The sequence below is a fragment of the Pseudomonas fluorescens genome (assembly GCF_040448305.1).
GTDB classification, from domain to species: Bacteria; Pseudomonadota; Gammaproteobacteria; order Pseudomonadales; family Pseudomonadaceae; genus Aquipseudomonas; species Aquipseudomonas fluorescens_BH.
Genome location: NZ_CP148752.1, coordinates 324,141 through 339,134 on the forward strand (window position 1 = coordinate 324,141; position 14,994 = coordinate 339,134).

At 60.3% G+C, this 14,994-nt stretch carries 15 protein-coding genes; 7 read left to right on the top strand and 8 right to left on the bottom strand.

Annotated elements, in window-relative coordinates:
- Positions 1–49 precede the first annotated feature (49 nt).
- From WHX55_RS01475 to WHX55_RS01490, 4 genes are all read right to left on the bottom strand, one after another.
- Positions 50–322, bottom strand: coding sequence for an oxidative damage protection protein (locus WHX55_RS01475; RefSeq protein ID WP_007989188.1), 273 nt, complete (start codon positions 320–322; stop codon positions 50–52).
- Positions 319–1,386: an A/G-specific adenine glycosylase gene (gene mutY, locus WHX55_RS01480; RefSeq protein WP_150726513.1), complete on the bottom strand. Its 1,068-nt coding sequence runs from the start codon at positions 1,384–1,386 to the stop codon at positions 319–321. The genes WHX55_RS01475 and mutY overlap by 4 nt, the downstream gene beginning before the upstream one ends.
- A complete protein-coding gene (locus tag WHX55_RS01485) occupies positions 1,383–3,614 on the bottom strand; it encodes an AsmA family protein (RefSeq protein ID WP_353741897.1) in 2,232 nt (743 codons plus the stop codon). The genes mutY and WHX55_RS01485 overlap by 4 nt, the downstream gene beginning before the upstream one ends.
- Before the next feature lie 78 nt (positions 3,615–3,692).
- The gene (locus tag WHX55_RS01490; RefSeq protein WP_150726515.1) at positions 3,693–4,097 is read right to left on the bottom strand and encodes an acetyl-CoA sensor PanZ family protein; all 405 of its coding nucleotides are present in this window, start codon (positions 4,095–4,097) and stop codon (positions 3,693–3,695) included.
- A gap of 232 nt (positions 4,098–4,329) precedes the next feature.
- Here WHX55_RS01490 and WHX55_RS01495 point away from each other — a divergent pair, with 232 nt between their 5' ends.
- The 7 genes from WHX55_RS01495 (at position 4,330) to WHX55_RS01525 (ending at position 10,134) form a co-directional block, all read left to right on the top strand.
- The gene (locus WHX55_RS01495) at positions 4,330–5,994 is read left to right on the top strand and encodes an OFA family MFS transporter (RefSeq protein WP_353741898.1); all 1,665 of its coding nucleotides are present in this window, start codon (positions 4,330–4,332) and stop codon (positions 5,992–5,994) included.
- A gap of 263 nt (positions 5,995–6,257) precedes the next feature.
- On the top strand, positions 6,258–6,851 hold the full coding sequence (hisB, locus tag WHX55_RS01500) for an imidazoleglycerol-phosphate dehydratase HisB (protein WP_003218037.1): 594 nt from the start codon (positions 6,258–6,260) through the stop codon (positions 6,849–6,851).
- Positions 6,851–7,489 carry an imidazole glycerol phosphate synthase subunit HisH gene (gene hisH, locus WHX55_RS01505; protein WP_057712412.1) on the top strand — a complete coding sequence of 213 codons (639 nt, stop codon included), beginning with the start codon at positions 6,851–6,853 and terminating at the stop codon, positions 7,487–7,489. The genes hisB and hisH overlap by 1 nt, the downstream gene beginning before the upstream one ends.
- Positions 7,490–7,747, top strand: a complete 258-nt coding sequence (locus WHX55_RS01510; protein ID WP_093227621.1) for a DUF2164 domain-containing protein — start codon at positions 7,490–7,492, stop codon at positions 7,745–7,747.
- A gap of 42 nt (positions 7,748–7,789) precedes the next feature.
- The gene (hisA, locus tag WHX55_RS01515; protein ID WP_353741899.1) at positions 7,790–8,527 is read left to right on the top strand and encodes a 1-(5-phosphoribosyl)-5-[(5-phosphoribosylamino)methylideneamino]imidazole-4-carboxamide isomerase; all 738 of its coding nucleotides are present in this window, start codon (positions 7,790–7,792) and stop codon (positions 8,525–8,527) included.
- A 9-nt stretch (positions 8,528–8,536) separates the two neighbouring features.
- Positions 8,537–9,307 carry an imidazole glycerol phosphate synthase subunit HisF gene (gene hisF / locus WHX55_RS01520; RefSeq protein WP_007972752.1) on the top strand — a complete coding sequence of 257 codons (771 nt, stop codon included), beginning with the start codon at positions 8,537–8,539 and terminating at the stop codon, positions 9,305–9,307.
- A 71-nt stretch (positions 9,308–9,378) separates the two neighbouring features.
- Positions 9,379–10,134 (top strand): ABC transporter substrate-binding protein, encoded by a 756-nt coding sequence (locus tag WHX55_RS01525; protein ID WP_150726517.1) that lies wholly within the window; start codon positions 9,379–9,381, stop codon positions 10,132–10,134.
- Positions 10,135–10,137: 3 nt separating this feature from the next.
- Here the strand turns inward: WHX55_RS01525 and WHX55_RS01530 are convergent, their stop codons facing one another.
- From WHX55_RS01530 to WHX55_RS01545, 4 genes are all read right to left on the bottom strand, one after another.
- Positions 10,138–11,373 (bottom strand): trypsin-like peptidase domain-containing protein, encoded by a 1,236-nt coding sequence (locus WHX55_RS01530; RefSeq protein WP_353741900.1) that lies wholly within the window; start codon positions 11,371–11,373, stop codon positions 10,138–10,140.
- Between the two features lie 104 nt (positions 11,374–11,477).
- A complete protein-coding gene (locus WHX55_RS01535; protein ID WP_353741901.1) occupies positions 11,478–12,269 on the bottom strand; it encodes a divergent polysaccharide deacetylase family protein in 792 nt (263 codons plus the stop codon).
- A 1-nt stretch (position 12,270) separates the two neighbouring features.
- Positions 12,271–13,590: a S41 family peptidase gene (locus WHX55_RS01540; RefSeq protein WP_150726520.1), complete on the bottom strand. Its 1,320-nt coding sequence runs from the start codon at positions 13,588–13,590 to the stop codon at positions 12,271–12,273.
- Between the two features lie 31 nt (positions 13,591–13,621).
- Positions 13,622–14,917, bottom strand: a complete 1,296-nt coding sequence (locus WHX55_RS01545) for a murein hydrolase activator EnvC (protein WP_353741902.1) — start codon at positions 14,915–14,917, stop codon at positions 13,622–13,624.
- Positions 14,918–14,994 lie beyond the last annotated feature (77 nt).

Sequence of the window (14,994 nt, forward strand, 5' to 3'; positions counted from 1 at the left end):
AAATTTAATTATTACCGTCGCTTACGTTCCGACCCCCGATAAATCGGGGTTATTCCGACGGCGGCACGTAGCCTTCGGCCTTGGCGTAATCCTCGCCGGAGAAGTACTTGTCCATCTCGCCCTGAAGATATTTGCGATCTTCGGCGTTCATCATGTTCAGGCGTTTTTCGTTGATCAGCAGGGTCTGGTGCTTCTGCCAGTCGGCCCAGGCCTTTTGCGAGACGTGGTCAAAAATGTCCTGGCCTTTGGCGCCCGGGAAGGGAGCGCGCTCCAGGCCTGGCAATTCTTCTTTGTACTTGCGGCACATGATGGTGCGGGTCATGACGACTCTCCTGCGTTCAATACGGCGGCCGCGCGTTCGAGCAAGGTTTTGACCGGGGCGGCAAGGCCCAGGCGCGGCGGGGTGGCGAGGTTATACCAGAGCCAGTCAGCCTCGGCCACGTGATGGCCGGACTCCTGGACCTGAACCAGCCAGGGTTCGATGGATAATTGAAAATGGCTGAAGGTGTGCACCAGGCTCGGCAGCGATTGTTGCGCGCCCAGTTCCAGCGAGTGCTGCGATGCCAGATGCGGCAGGTCGTCGAGGTCGTCGAGTTCCGGCAGGCTCCACAAACCGCCCCACAGGCCCGTGGACGGGCGACGGTAAAGCAGGATCGCGCCGTCGTTGTTGGCGAGCATCGGCATCAGCGTGCGTTTCTGCGGGATGGCTTTGCGCGGCTTTGGGATCGGGTAGCGGGTTTCCAGGCCGAGCATGTGCGCCTCGCAGCCCTTTTCCAGCGGACACAGCAGGCAGCTCGGTTTGCTGCGGGTGCAGAGCGTGGCGCCCAGGTCCATCATCGCCTGGGTGTAGGCGTTGACGCGGGTCTGCGGCGTAAAGCGCTCAGCGTTGGCCCAGAGCTGTTTGGCGACCTTCGGCTCGCCGGGGTAGCCCTCTTGCGCGGTAAATCGCGCCAGCACCCGTTTGACGTTGCCGTCGAGGATCGGCGCGCGCAGGCCCATGCTGATGCTGGCAATGGCGCCAGCGGTGGACAGGCCGATCCCCGGCAGATCAGTGAGCTTTTCCACGTCCCGGGGGAATTCGCCGCCGTACTGCTCGACGACGATCTTCGCGGTCTTCTGCAAATTGCGCGCGCGGGTGTAGTAACCCAGGCCCGTCCACAGGTGCAGCACTTCGTCTTCCGGTGCCGCCGCCAGGGCTTCGACCGTTGGCAACGAGGCCATGAAACGGTCGAAGTAGTTCAGCACGGTGCTGACCTGGGTCTGCTGCAACATGATTTCCGAGACCCACACCCGATACGGGTTGATGTCTTGCTGCCAGGGCAAATCGTGCCGGCCGTGGCGGTCGAACCAGTCCAGCACCGCCGTTGAAAACTGCTCGGCTCTCATCGCTTGAACAGCTCCTTGAGCGCGTCTTTCATTTTCGGGTCGACCTTGTCGCCCCATTTCTCGTCGATTTTTTCGCTGATCCTGTCGCCAGCCAGTTTGGCCGCGACCTGGCTCATGCGGTCGTTATCCAAACGGCAAGCCTTGGCGCCCAGCTCCAGCGGGCCGCGGCAGCGCAGTGGCCACTCGACGCCGACAAACTTGTCGCCAACCTGACAGGCCGGGTCCGGCATGGCGCTGGTATCGCCTTCGACGATGATGCCGACGCGGTAGTCCATGCCCAGCACTCGCAGATCGATGTCACCGTCACCGTTGACGGTCATGCCCGGGATGCGCGCTTTCAGGTCGGGGTTGCTGGCCACGCCGTTACGCAAGGTCAGGTTGCCCTTGAGCTCCTGGAACGGTGTGTCCTTGCCCCGCGGCTCACCGTTGAGGGATTTGCGGTTGAGCGTGGCGATGCCTTTGCACAGCTGTTGCTCAAGGTTGGCGTTGAGCAGCACGCCATTGTTGATGACGAAACTGGCGTTGCCGTTGAGGGTTTCGATCAACGCTTTCTGGCTGTTGCCGCTACCGGTCAGGCTGCTGTTGAGCGTGACCAGGCCTTTGACCGGCGGGTTCTTGCCCTGGCTTTCGAGGATTTTTTCTGCCGGTACCCGGCTGATCTTCGTCTGCAGGTTCATCGCCGGCACTGGCTGGCGTACATCGAGCGTTCCGGTGGTTTCGAAGTTGCCCTCATACAGGTCGCCGCGCAGGTTGGCCAGTGTCAGCAGGCCGCCCTGGCCGGTGGCCTTGAGCGCGGCGTTATGGATCGGCAGTTTTTGCAGGGTCAACTGGCCGAAGGTCAGGTCGGCGTCCACATCGAGCTTGCTCAAGCGTTCCACGGGCAACAAGCGCTCGCTGCTCCACGCGTCCTTGGTCGGCGCGGGTGGCAATGGAGTGCTGCCGGCACCCACCATGGCATTGGCTTCGGTGCTGGCGACTTCGGCCTGGCGTACTTGTGTCGCGCTATTGGCCTCGGCGGATTTTGGCGGCAGGTAACGGTCGATGTTGAAGGTGTCGGCCTTGAGTACTGCGCGCAGCGATTGCTTGGCGAAATTTTCGACGGCGATACGGCCGCTGAAGGTGCTGTCGTCGACTTTCAGGTTGAGGTCGTCGAGCGCCAGGCTGGTGGGTGTTGCTGCCAGACGGCTGACCAGCTCGACCTTGCTCAGGCTGCCTTCGGCCATGGCTGGGAGTTTCTGGCCGATGCTGTCGACGAATTTCGCCAGGTCGAACTGGGCAATCGAGATGCCGCCGCTGACTTGTGGGGTCTTGTCGAGGTCGTTGACCTTCAGTTCACCCAGTGCCCGCAGTTGGTTGGCGGAGATCTTGATGCCGGTCCACTCGGCGACATTGGCGGCCCTGTCCAGCACCAACTGGCCCTGGGCGGAGAAGGTCATGGTCTTGCCTTGCAGCGGGTCGCCGGTCACTTCGCCGGACAACTTCATGTCTTCGAGCTGATAGCGCTGCAGTGCACGTGCGATGCGCACCTCACCGTTGAGCTCGGTGCGTACTCGCAATGCCGGCTGGTTGGCTGACAGGAAAGCCGTGAGCTTGAGCGGAATGTTGACGGAGTCGTGAACCGCACCGGTGCTCAACTGAATGCTTTCGGCGCTGAAGCTCTTGCCGGTTTTTTCGTCGCTGTATTCGACCCGTGCGTTGTTCACGGTCAGGCTGTCGATGTCCAGACGAATCGGCTGAGCCGGTTTTTCCGCCGCGACGCTGGCTTCGGACGCAGGTTCGCCAGCGGCCGGCGGGGTGCTGGTCGCGTCGGAGTTGGCCGCTGCCGGCAGCTTGCCGACGTCTTGCCAATTGCCGTGGCCGTCCTTGTCGCGGATCAGGCGCAGGTTCAGGCCCTCGACGCGCACGTCGCTCATTTGCACTTCACGGCGCAGCAGCGGCAGTACGCGCACCGACAGGCCGAGCATCTGCAAGTCGGCAAACGGTTCGGCCGGCTTGATCAGGGTCGCCACACTGGCGTCGTGCAGTTCCAGGCCCAGCCACGGGAACAGGCTCCAGCCGATATCGCCATTGAGCGTCAGCTCGATGTGGGCCTTGTCGCGGGCAATCTGGCGAATCTCGTCTTTGTAGTCGTTGGGATCGAAGAGGTGGGTCAGGGCAAAGCCCAGCGCCACAATGATCAGCAACAGCCCGAGAAGTACCAGACCCAGGATTTTGCCGAACGCTTTCATGGGCGAGTCCTTGTAGTTAATCGAATTCAAAATTTAGCCGAGGAGTATAGCGCCCCCGAACAGACGACCGGTCAGTGATCACGCCGGCAATACGTCCAGCGGCAGTTTCAGCTTCGCGGCCAGCGCCTGAGCCTCCAGATGCCCGGCAGGCGCCAGCAGGCGCAGGGTCATGCCCGATTGCGCGGCCATTTTCTGGGCTTCGGCGACCAGTCGCTCGGCAACACCACGGCGGCGGGTAATTTTTCGCACACATATTTGGGACAAGTGCCAGGCGTCTTGGTGCCTTTGCAAGCGGGCCGCGCCCAGCAGGCGATCATTGAAGCGTCCGGCGATCAGTGTGCCGTCGCGCAAACAGTCCTCGATCAACTGCGCTTCCCCGGAAAACGGCGCGAACAACCAGTCCGGGGCGTCGCGGTAGATCTTCTGCAGATCCTGCCGATCCTGGGCAGTGGCGTGGTTCAGCGGCTCGACAATGATCGGCATGGTGATTCCTGTGAGGTCATGAAGCGATGGAGATCAGATGACGTACAAAACGTGATGTCAGTTTGGTTTTTCTGCCACTTGCAGATGGTAACCTTTGCCCGTTCGTCCGTCCTTCTGCGACCTGTTGTCGCACAACTAGGCGCTCCACCGAAAAAAACGGTCATGCCTGCGTGCATAAAGGCCGGGAGTGAACTGTGGCTGGCGAACCATACTGATAATTGGGGGATACACAATGACCACGAGCATCACGGCGGACGGCTTCAGTGCCGACCAGCCTGCGTTCCTGTCCAAGGAGCGGATCATCGCCAAGCCCGGTTTCAACCGTTGGCTGGTGCCACCGGCCGCGCTGGCCATCCACTTGTGCATCGGCATGGCCTATGGCTTTTCGGTGTTCTGGTTGCCGCTGTCCAAGGCGCTGGGCATCACCGCTCCAGCGGCCTGCGCACCGGACATGAGTTTTATCGCACAAGTCTTTTCGTCCCAGTGTGACTGGCCGATCTCGATGCTCGGCTGGATCTACACCCTGTTCTTCATCTTCCTCGGTTGCTCGGCCGCCATCTGGGGTGGCTGGCTGGAACATGCCGGACCGCGCAAGGCCGGTGTCGTATCGGCTCTGTGCTGGTGTGGTGGCCTGCTGATTTCGGCGTTGGGGGTGTATACCCACCAGATCTGGCTGATGTGGATCGGCTCCGGGGTCATTGGCGGTATCGGCCTGGGCCTGGGCTACATTTCGCCGGTGTCGACCCTGATCAAATGGTTCCCGGACAAGCGCGGCATGGCGACCGGCATGGCGATCATGGGCTTTGGCGGCGGCGCAATGGTCGGCGCTCCGCTGGCGGCGGCGCTGATGGGGCATTTCGCTTCGCCAACCAGCGTCGGCGTGTGGCAGAGCTTCCTGGTGATGGCCGCGATCTACTTCGTGTTCATGATCGGTGGCGCGCTGTCCTACCGCGTTCCGCCAACCGGCTGGAAGCCGGAAGGCTGGACGGCCCCGGCGAAAAAAGCCTCGAACGCGATGATCACTCATCGTCATGTTCACGTGAATGTGGCCTGGAAGACGCCGCAGTTCCGTCTGGTGTGGCTGGTGCTGTGCCTGAACGTATCGGCCGGTATCGGCATCCTCGGCATGGCGTCGCCGCTGTTGCAGGAAGTGTTCGCTGGCAAGTTGCTGGGCAATGACCTGACCTTCGGTCAACTGGACGCCTCGCAACTGGCTTCGATTGCCGCCATCGCTGCCGGGTTCACCGGTTTGCTCAGTCTGTTCAACATCGGCGGGCGTTTCTTCTGGGCTTCGTTCTCGGATTACCTGGGCCGTAAAAACACTTACTTCGTGTTCTTCGCCCTGGGCTTTGCCCTGTACGGACTGATTCCGAACCTGGGTCACCTGGGCAGCATCGCGCTGTTCGTGGCAGCGTTCTGCATCATCCTGTCGATGTATGGCGGTGGTTTCGCGACTGTTCCTGCGTATCTGGCGGATCTGTTCGGTACGCAAATGGTCGGTGCGATTCACGGTCGCCTGCTGACGGCGTGGGCTGCTGCCGGCGTGCTCGGCCCGGTGCTGGTGAATTACCTGCGCGAATATCAGTTGAGCATCGGCGTCGAGCGTGCAGCGGCCTACGACATCACCCTGTACATCCTCGCCGGCCTGCTGGTGCTGGGTTTCCTGTGCAACCTGCTGGTGCGTCCGGTGGCGGACAAGTACTTCATGACCGACGCCGAACTGGCCGCCGAACAGGCGCTGGGCCATGACAAAGGCGCTGACAGCAGCAGCGTGCTGGAGTGGAAAGCCGCACCGGGCAGCAAGCCGCTGGCGATTGCGGCGTGGCTGGTGGTGGGCATTCCGCTGGCGTGGGGTGTTTGGGTGACTCTGCAGAAGACGGCGGTACTGTTTCACTAAGTAAAACGCACTATCCCTGTAGGAGCGAGCCTGCTCGCGATAGCGGTCTGACAGTCGACAGAAATGTTGAATGAACGACCCTCATCGCGAGCAGGCTCGCTCCTACAGTTGTTTTGGGGTGTCTGAAATGGCTTGTATGGACATGTCTATCGCCGACACCCCCGAATTCACTCCGTCAGGGATATCACCTCGCGTGTTTCTGTTTGGCGCCCGCACGCCTATAATGGCTGCCTTTTTCGCCCAATGATTTTGCGGAGCTGGTGATGGCCGAACGTAAGGCGTCTGTCGAGCGCGACACTCTGGAAACCCAGATCAAAGCCTCGATCAACCTCGATGGCACCGGAAAGGCCCGATTTGATATCGGTGTTCCTTTTCTTGAGCACATGCTGGACCAGATCGCCCGTCACGGGTTGATCGACCTGGATATTGTCAGCAAGGGCGACCTGCATATCGATGACCACCACACCGTGGAAGACGTCGGTATCACCCTCGGCCAGGCGTTTGCCAAAGCCATCGGCGACAAGAAAGGAATCCGCCGCTACGGCCACGCCTACGTGCCGCTCGATGAAGCGCTGTCGCGCGTGGTGATCGACTTCTCCGGCCGTCCAGGCCTGCAGATGCACGTGCCGTACACTCGCGCCACCGTCGGCGGCTTCGACGTTGACCTGTTCCAGGAGTTCTTCCAGGGCTTCGTCAACCATGCATTGGTCAGCCTGCACATCGACAACCTGCGTGGCACCAACACCCACCACCAGATCGAAACCGTGTTCAAGGCTTTCGGCCGCGCCCTGCGCATGGCCGTCGAGCTCGATGACCGCATGGCCGGGCAAATGCCATCGACCAAGGGCGTCCTGTAATGCAGACAGTCGCGGTTATCGATTACGGCATGGGCAACCTGCACTCGGTGGCCAAGGCCCTCGAGCACGTCGGTGCCGGCAAGGTCCTGATCACCAGCGATGCCAATGTGATTCGCGAAGCCGACCGGGTGGTTTTCCCCGGCGTCGGCGCGATTCGCGATTGCATGGCGGAGATCCGTCGCCTCGGCTTCGATTCGCTGGTGCGTGAAGTCAGCCAGGACCGTCCGTTCCTTGGCATCTGCGTCGGCATGCAAGCCTTGCTCGACACCAGCGAAGAGAACGACGGTGTCGACTGCATTGGCCTGTTCCCGGGCGCGGTGAAGTTCTTCGGCAAAGACCTGCATGAAGACGGCGAACACCTGAAAGTCCCGCACATGGGCTGGAACGAAGTGAAGCAGAAGGTCAGTCACCCGCTGTGGCACGACATTCCGGACTTGGCGCGGTTCTACTTCGTGCACAGCTACTACATTGCTGCCGCCAACGCGCGGCAGGTGGTGGGTGGCGGTCACTACGGTGTCGATTTCGCCGCCGCGCTGGCCGAAGGCTCGCGTTTCGCCGTGCAGTTCCACCCGGAGAAAAGCCATACTCATGGCCTGCAGTTGCTGCAGAACTTCGCTGCGTGGGACGGTCGCTGGTAAATGGCAATCAAGAAGAAACCGCCGATTCTGACCCTCACTCCCGAGCAGGAGAGCGAGGCCAATCGCAAGATCAAGCGCTTCATGGAAGACCGCTTCGAACTCGACCTCGGCTCGTTCGAGGCGGCGGAGATTCTTGAGTTGTTTACCCGTGAAATTGCTCCGCATTATTACAACAGGGCGATTTTCGATGTGCAGGCGCACCTCAAAGAGAGGTTCGAAAGCATCGAAAGCGATCTGTGGGCGCTCGAGAAAAACTGATTTCCGAGCCAAGCTGAACATTCAAATTTGAAGGTTTGCCAGATGCTGATTATTCCCGCTATCGATCTTAAAGACGGTGCCTGTGTTCGTCTGCGCCAGGGCCGCATGGAAGATTCCACGGTGTTCTCCGATGACCCGGTGAGCATGGCTGCCAAGTGGGTGGAGGGCGGTTGCCTCCGTCTGCATCTGGTCGACCTGAACGGCGCCTTCGAAGGCCAGCCGGTCAACGGCGAAGTGGTCACTGCCATCGCCAAGCGCTATCCGAACCTGCCGATCCAGATCGGCGGCGGTATCCGCTCCCTGGAAACCATCGAGCATTACGTGAAAGCGGGTGTGAGCTACGTGATCATCGGCACCAAGGCCGTGAAAGATCCGGCCTTCGTCGCCGAAGCCTGCCGCGCGTTCCCGGGCAAAATCATCGTGGGTCTGGATGCCAAAGACGGTTTTGTCGCCACTGACGGCTGGGCTGAAATCAGCACCATCCAGGTGATCGACCTGGCCAAGCAGTTTGAAGCCGACGGCGTGTCTTCGATCGTTTATACCGACATCGCCAAAGACGGCATGATGCAGGGCTGCAACGTACCGTTCACCGCCGCACTGGCTGCTGCAACAAAGATCCCGGTGATCGCTTCCGGCGGCATCCACAACCTGGGTGACATCAAGACCCTGCTCGACGCCAAGGCGCCGGGCATCATCGGTGCGATCACAGGCCGTGCGATCTACGAAGGCACCCTCGATGTCGCTGAAGCGCAAGCTTTCTGCGATTCGTACAAAGGCTGAGGACTGATCATGGCGCTGGCCAAACGCATCATCCCTTGCCTGGACGTGGACAACGGCCGGGTGGTCAAGGGTGTGAAATTTGAAAACATCCGCGACGCCGGTGACCCGGTGGAAATCGCCCGTCGCTACGACGAGCAGGGCGCCGACGAGATTACCTTTCTCGACATCACCGCCAGCGTCGATGGCCGCGACACCACGCTGCACACCGTTGAGCGCATGGCCAGCCAGGTGTTCATCCCGCTGACCGTGGGCGGTGGCGTGCGCACCGTGCAGGACATCCGCAACCTGCTCAATGCCGGTGCGGACAAGGTTTCGATCAACACTGCAGCAGTGTTCAACCCGGAGTTTGTCGGCGAAGCCGCGCAGCATTTCGGTTCGCAATGCATCGTGGTGGCCATCGACGCGAAGAAGGTTTCCGGACCGGGCGAAACCCCGCGCTGGGAAATCTTCACCCATGGTGGTCGCAAGCCAACCGGCCTCGACGCCGTTGAGTGGGCGAAGAAAATGGAAGGCCTGGGTGCCGGCGAAATCCTGTTGACCAGCATGGACCAGGACGGCATGAAAAACGGTTTCGACCTGGGCGTCACCCGAGCGATCAGCGATGCGCTGGGCATTCCGGTGATCGCCTCCGGCGGTGTCGGCAACCTGCAACACCTGGCCGACGGCATTATCGAAGGCCACGCCAGCGCGGTACTGGCGGCGAGTATTTTCCACTTCGGCGAATACACGGTGCAGGAAGCCAAGGCCTATATGGCCCATCGCGGAATCGTGATGCGTTAAACAACAGGCCAGTGGACACCATGGCGTACCCAAGGCACTCTTGGGTACGCCATGGATTTCGGTAGCCAGACATGCTTAAACGCTTTCTTCTCGTTCTCGCCAGTGCTTCTCTGTTGCTCATCAACGGGGCGCACGCTGCCGAAAGCCCCGATACCGATCTGGTGTTGCTGACGGAGAACTTCCCGCCGTACAACATGGCGAAGAACGGCAAGAACTTCGCTCAGGACGAGAACATCAATGGCATCGCCACCGATATCGTCCGCGAGATGTTCAAACGCGCCGACATTACCTACAGCCTGACGCTGCGTTTCCCTTGGGAGCGAATCTACAAACTCACCCTGGAGAAACCCGGTTACGGCGTATTCGTCATGGCCCGGTTGCCGGATCGCGAGAAGCTATTCAAGTGGGTCGGCCCGATTGGCCCGGACGACTGGATCATGCTCGCCAAGGCTGACAGCAAGATCACCCTCGAAACCTTGAATGACGCGCGCAAATACAAGATCGGCGCCTACAAGGGCGATGCGATTGCCGAGACTCTGGCCAAGCAAGGCCTCAACCCGATCGTTGTGCTGCGTGATCAGGACAACGCCAGGAAGCTGGTCAACGGCCAGATCGACCTGTGGGCCACCGGTGACCCGGCCGGGCGCTATCTGGCGCGCCAGGAAGGGGTTAACGGGTTGAAAACCGTACTGCGTTTCAACAGTGCCGAACTTTACCTGGCACTGAACAAGGACGTGCCGGACGAGACGGTGGCCAAGCTCCAGGCGGCGCTGGATCAGATGCGCAAGGAAGGCGTGGTGGACGACATCATGGCGAAGTATCTGTAACCATCACTTCGATACAACCTGAGACGGAGCGGCTGGCGTAGCGCTCAAGTACACGGCACTTGTAAACACGTTATTCAATGTCGCCCTTGTCAGGTGCTGTTCCCCGGAACTGATGCCGATAATGCAAAGTGCATGTGCGCCGCTTTGTGGCCCGATTTCTGTATTGATGTAAGCGTCTTCAGCGCTGATGGCGGCGCTGTAATTGTCGGGAGCATAGCAGTCCCTGGCGTTATGGGCCGTTTTGTAGCGATAGAAGGGCGCCTCGAGGGAGAACCTGAAGTCCCACGTAGGCAATACGATCTGCCCATCCGGGTTTTGCGTTCTATGAACGTATGACTTGAGCTTCCAGGGCTCCGTGACAGTCAGCTCGACCGGCTCCAACGAACAGTTTGCCCCATCGCTGGTGAAGACACCGTCAATAAAGCACTTGTGCAGGAAGTTGGCAGAGTAGCTGTAGTTGAAGCGGGCGGCCCTGCAAGACGTCGAGTGCTCACAGCCAGGCGGCGCTGGTGTATTGCGCGAAACCACGACTTTACTGACGATGCCGGTGATTTCGTTGGTGCGGCGGTTCAGCATCGGACTACCGGAGCTGCCAGCGTGAAGATCGCAGCTGTTTTTCATGGCCAAAGGGAACACCCCAGGGTGATCGATGAATGTTCCGGCAGTTTGTTCAGCACAGGCGCTCAATCGAAGCCCGTGTTCGGTAAAGCCGTTCGGCGCGCCAATGTTAAGCGCATCCTGACTCTCGTAGATTTGATGGGACGCCAGCTTGAGCGGATTGACCCCGGCCTGGATCAGCGACGCCAATGTCGCGTCGACCTCGAGTACTGCAAGATCGGTCCCGACCAGACTGCTCCATCGGGCGGTCCGGATGGCGTATCGGCGCTTACGCTGAGGCGTGTCATGAAAGTAGTGGAAGGTGACGCTGGCTTTCAAAGGCAGATTGGTCCGCGCCGAACCGTACTGAAAGAATACGCAATGACCACTGGTGAGCAGATAAGCAGGGCCAGTGGCTCGGCCTTGTCTGTTCCGCGTATCCAGTAGAACGGCGCTGCAGGTCTCGCCCGATTGGAGGCTGAGTCGTCCCACACCGCTCCAGATTTCATAAAGATGTTCGCTGTTTTGCAAAGCTCTCGACGGTGAATCGTTGACGGCGCCTTCGCCCAGGTCGCGGGCCTGCACTGCGGAAATAGCCAGCAGGCCAATCAGGCCTGCGAAGAAGAAGCTGAGATATTTCATGTCCATTCCTTGGTGATGAAATTCAGGGTGAGCGCTATCGTGGCACGCATCCGTGTACCGACAGGTATAAATAGTTATCGCGAAATGGAGTGGGCTGCGAGGAATTACCGGGTGGTCGGGAGGCGGTACTGGCCATCCTTGCCATGCGCAGCCGTCGCCCGATTGCCACGCACACTGATCATCTGCCGGATATCAATCCACTCGATCCCCTGAGCCTTGAGCTTGGGCAGTTCGCGTTCCAGCACCGCCAATGTCTGCGGATACGGATGCCCGATCATCACCGCCGAGCCCTGTCTGTGCGCGAGGCTGATCGCTGTCTGCAACTGGGTCAGGATCGCTGCTTCAGTACGCTCATCGTCGAGAAACACATCCCGCGAAACGCTCGCCAAACCGATCTTCTGCGCTTGGGCTGCGGCCACGGTCTGGGCGCTGGTGCGACTGTCGACGAAGAATTTATGCCGGCGCTGCAAATCCGCCATCAACCACGCCATGGCGGCTGGCTGTGCGGTCATGCGGCTGCCCATGTGATTGTTGATGCCGCTGGTGTACGGGACCATTTTGAACGCAGCGTTCAGGCGTTTTTCCAGCTCGTCGACGGGCAACTCGGGATGCCAGGCGAACGGTCCGGTGGCCGGATCCATGGGCATGTGCAGGATGACGATCTTGCCGGCGCGATGGGCTTCGCGGGCGAATTCGGTGGCGTGGGGCGTGTCGGGCATGATTGCCGTGGTCACCGGGCCGGGCAGGGCGAGCACGCGGCGATCCCGGGGCAGGTTCTGCCCCAGGTCATCGATGATCAGGCTCAGGTAGGCTTTGTGGGGTGTCGATCCGGCGGGTTCTGCGTGAGCAACACCCGCCAGACAACACAACAGACCGATCAGCAACCGCAGAAGCATCTCAACGGCCGGACGTGATACTCAGCCCTTTGAGCAGGCTCAGGGCCTGGGCCAATTGGTAATCATCGTCCTGTGGCATAGGTTTGGCCTTGCCGCTGGTGCCGGTCGGTTTGTCGGCGCCGCCGTTGCCATTGCCCAGGTGACCCTGCAAATCAGCTTCCTTGAAGTAATCGCTGTCCTGCTCGCTGGTGATCTTGGCCTTGCGTACTTCGATATCCGGCACGATGCCCTGGGCCTGGATGGAACGGCCGTTCGGCGTGTAATACAGCGCCGTGGTGATCTTCAATGCGCGCTCGTTGTTAAGCGGCAGAACCGTCTGAACCGAGCCTTTGCCGAAACTGGTAGTGCCCATCAGCACGGCGCGTTTCTGGTCCTGCAGGGCGCCGGCGACAATTTCCGAAGCCGAGGCGCTGCCGCCGTTGATCAGCACGACCATTGGCACGGCTTCGCTTTCGTCCTTGCCGGTGGCAGAGAAACGTAACTCGGAGTTGGCGATACGGCCCTTGGTGTAAACGATCAGACCCTTGGTGATGAAGTGGTCGACCACTTCCACCGCCGCTTGCAACACGCCGCCCGGGTTGTTGCGCAGGTCGAGAATGATACCCTTGAGCTTCTTGCCGTTGTCCTTGCGCAGCTTGGCCAGGGCCTTGGAAACCTCTTCACCGGTCTTGACCTGGAACTGGGTGATGCGAATGTAGCCGTAGCCCGATTCCAGCAACTGGCTCTTCACGCTCTTCACTTGAATGACGGCGCGGGTCAGGGTCACGTCGAACGGCGTGCCACCGTCGCGCACCAGGGTCAGGGTGATTTTCTGGCCGATCTTGCCGCGCATCTTGTCGACGGCTTCGGTCATGCTCTGGCCGCGAGTCGGCTGGCCGTTGATCTTGACGATGAAGTCGCCGGCCTGAATGCCGGCCTTGGAGGCTGGAGTGTCGTCAATGGGCGACACCACCTTGATGAAGCCGTCTTCGGCACCGACTTCGATGCCCAGGCCGCCGAATTCACCGCTGGTGCTTTCCTGCAACTCGGCGAAATCCTCAGGGCCCAGATAGGCCGAGTGCGGATCGAGGTTGCTGAGCATGCCCTTGATGGCGTTTTCCAGCAGGGTCTTGTCATCCACCGGTTCGACATAAGCGGCCTTGATCCGGTCCATCACCTCGGCAAAAGTGCGCAACTCATCCAGCGGCAGTGGCGCCTTGGTGGTCGCAGCAGTGCCCGCAGGCGCAACCGCCGGAGCTGGTTGAGCGGCAAACGCCAGAGGCGCGCCGATCACCAGGGCGATCGTCAGGGCCAGCGAGGTAAGGCGGGACAAATGCAGCATGTCTAACAAACTCCTGAATTAGGTAACGCGCTTATCCTTGCGCGCGGCACCATTGTGCCGGATCACTCGGGTGACCCTGCTGACGAATCGCGAAATACAATGCCGGTGTATCTTGTCCGCCACTGCTACCCACAGTGGAGATGGACTCACCGGCTTTTACCACGTCACCCGCAGACTTGAGCAGCGTCTGGTTGTGACCATAAAGACTCAAAAAACCGTTGCCGTGGTCGAGGATCACCAGCAACCCGGCGCCTCGCAGCCAGTCGGCAAACACTACGCGACCACCATGCACCGCATGCACGGTGCTGCCGGCAGATGCGCCGATCATCACGCCATCCCACTTGGTCCGGGCATCGTCGCCACGGCTTTCACCGTAGCGCGCCAGCAGTCGACCATCGACAGGCCAGGGAAGTTTGCCGCGGGTTGTCGCAAACGGGCCGCCAAAGGTCTCGCCGGAACTGGAAACCAGTGCGCCAGGTGTCGACCTGACCGGTTTGCGTGGGGCGTCGTCGCTGGCATCTGCCTGCGCCTGAGCCTCACGTAAACGCTTTTTTTCGGCTTCCTGCTGGGCAATCAGCGCTTTTTGTCGCGCTTCTTCTGCCTCACGAGCCTGGCGTGCCAGGGTTTCTTCAATGGTTTTAAGGACTTTAGACAGGTCTGCTTGATCCTGCTCGCGCGCCGCCAGTTTCTGATCGCGAGCCTTTACGTCGTCATTGAGCTTGGCCAGGACTTGCTGGCGCTCCTTGCGGACTTTCTCGAGCTCGTCACGCTGGGTGTCGAGGCTGCTTTGCTGCACCAGCAATTGCGCCTGCTGCATGGCGATGTCTTTCTCGACATTGGACAGTTGGCGCAGGGTTTCGTTGAAATTCTTCAACTGCTCCAGGCGAGCCTGGCTCAGGTAGTCGTAATAGGTGAGGGTACGGGCGAATCTTTCCGGATTCTGCTGGTTGAGCAGCAGCTTTAGGTATTCCTGGCGACCGTTCTGGTAGGCCGCCCGGGCCTGAATGGCGATCAGTCGTTGCTGTTCAATGCGCGCGCTCTGGAGTTTTTTTTTCTCCGCATCGAGGCGCTGCAGCTCGGCTTCGCTTTTCTTCAGCTCTTTTTGCAGGGCGTCGACCTGCTTCTCGAGCTTGCCCATTTCGGTTTCGGTGCCCTTGAGCTCTTTCTGCACACCGGACTTTTCTTCCTGCAGCTTGCCCAGCAGCTTCTTCAGCTCGGCAATGTCCTGACGCGTGGCGTCCAACTGTTGTTGGGTATCTGCGCGCTCGTCAGCGAAAGCCGGTTGGAGCAGGCAGGTCAGGGCTAGGGCAGTCAGGATGCGGAGCATAGGGGCGGGCGGCACCAGGGAAAGGGACGGCCTAGTATGCCCGCCATGGGCGGCAAAAAAAATGCCCATTTCTGACT

Coding starts and splice junctions, on each gene's coding strand:
- WHX55_RS01475 (WP_007989188.1), bottom strand. CDS start 322: ATGACCCGCACCATCATGTGCCGCAAGTACAAAGAAGAATTGCCAGGC.
- WHX55_RS01510 (WP_093227621.1), top strand. CDS start 7,490: ATGGCAATCAAGAAGAAACCGCCGATTCTGACCCTCACTCCCGAGCAG.
- WHX55_RS01540 (WP_150726520.1), bottom strand. CDS start 13,590: ATGCTGCATTTGTCCCGCCTTACCTCGCTGGCCCTGACGATCGCCCTG.
- WHX55_RS01530 (WP_353741900.1), bottom strand. CDS start 11,373: ATGAAATATCTCAGCTTCTTCTTCGCAGGCCTGATTGGCCTGCTGGCT.
- WHX55_RS01495 (WP_353741898.1), top strand. CDS start 4,330: ATGACCACGAGCATCACGGCGGACGGCTTCAGTGCCGACCAGCCTGCG.
- hisA (WP_353741899.1), top strand. CDS start 7,790: ATGCTGATTATTCCCGCTATCGATCTTAAAGACGGTGCCTGTGTTCGT.
- mutY (WP_150726513.1), bottom strand. CDS start 1,386: ATGAGAGCCGAGCAGTTTTCAACGGCGGTGCTGGACTGGTTCGACCGC.
- WHX55_RS01490 (WP_150726515.1), bottom strand. CDS start 4,097: ATGCCGATCATTGTCGAGCCGCTGAACCACGCCACTGCCCAGGATCGG.
- hisF (WP_007972752.1), top strand. CDS start 8,537: ATGGCGCTGGCCAAACGCATCATCCCTTGCCTGGACGTGGACAACGGC.
- hisB (WP_003218037.1), top strand. CDS start 6,258: ATGGCCGAACGTAAGGCGTCTGTCGAGCGCGACACTCTGGAAACCCAG.
- WHX55_RS01525 (WP_150726517.1), top strand. CDS start 9,379: ATGCTTAAACGCTTTCTTCTCGTTCTCGCCAGTGCTTCTCTGTTGCTC.
- hisH (WP_057712412.1), top strand. CDS start 6,851: ATGCAGACAGTCGCGGTTATCGATTACGGCATGGGCAACCTGCACTCG.
- WHX55_RS01535 (WP_353741901.1), bottom strand. CDS start 12,269: ATGCTTCTGCGGTTGCTGATCGGTCTGTTGTGTTGTCTGGCGGGTGTT.
- WHX55_RS01485 (WP_353741897.1), bottom strand. CDS start 3,614: ATGAAAGCGTTCGGCAAAATCCTGGGTCTGGTACTTCTCGGGCTGTTG.
- WHX55_RS01545 (WP_353741902.1), bottom strand. CDS start 14,917: ATGCTCCGCATCCTGACTGCCCTAGCCCTGACCTGCCTGCTCCAACCG.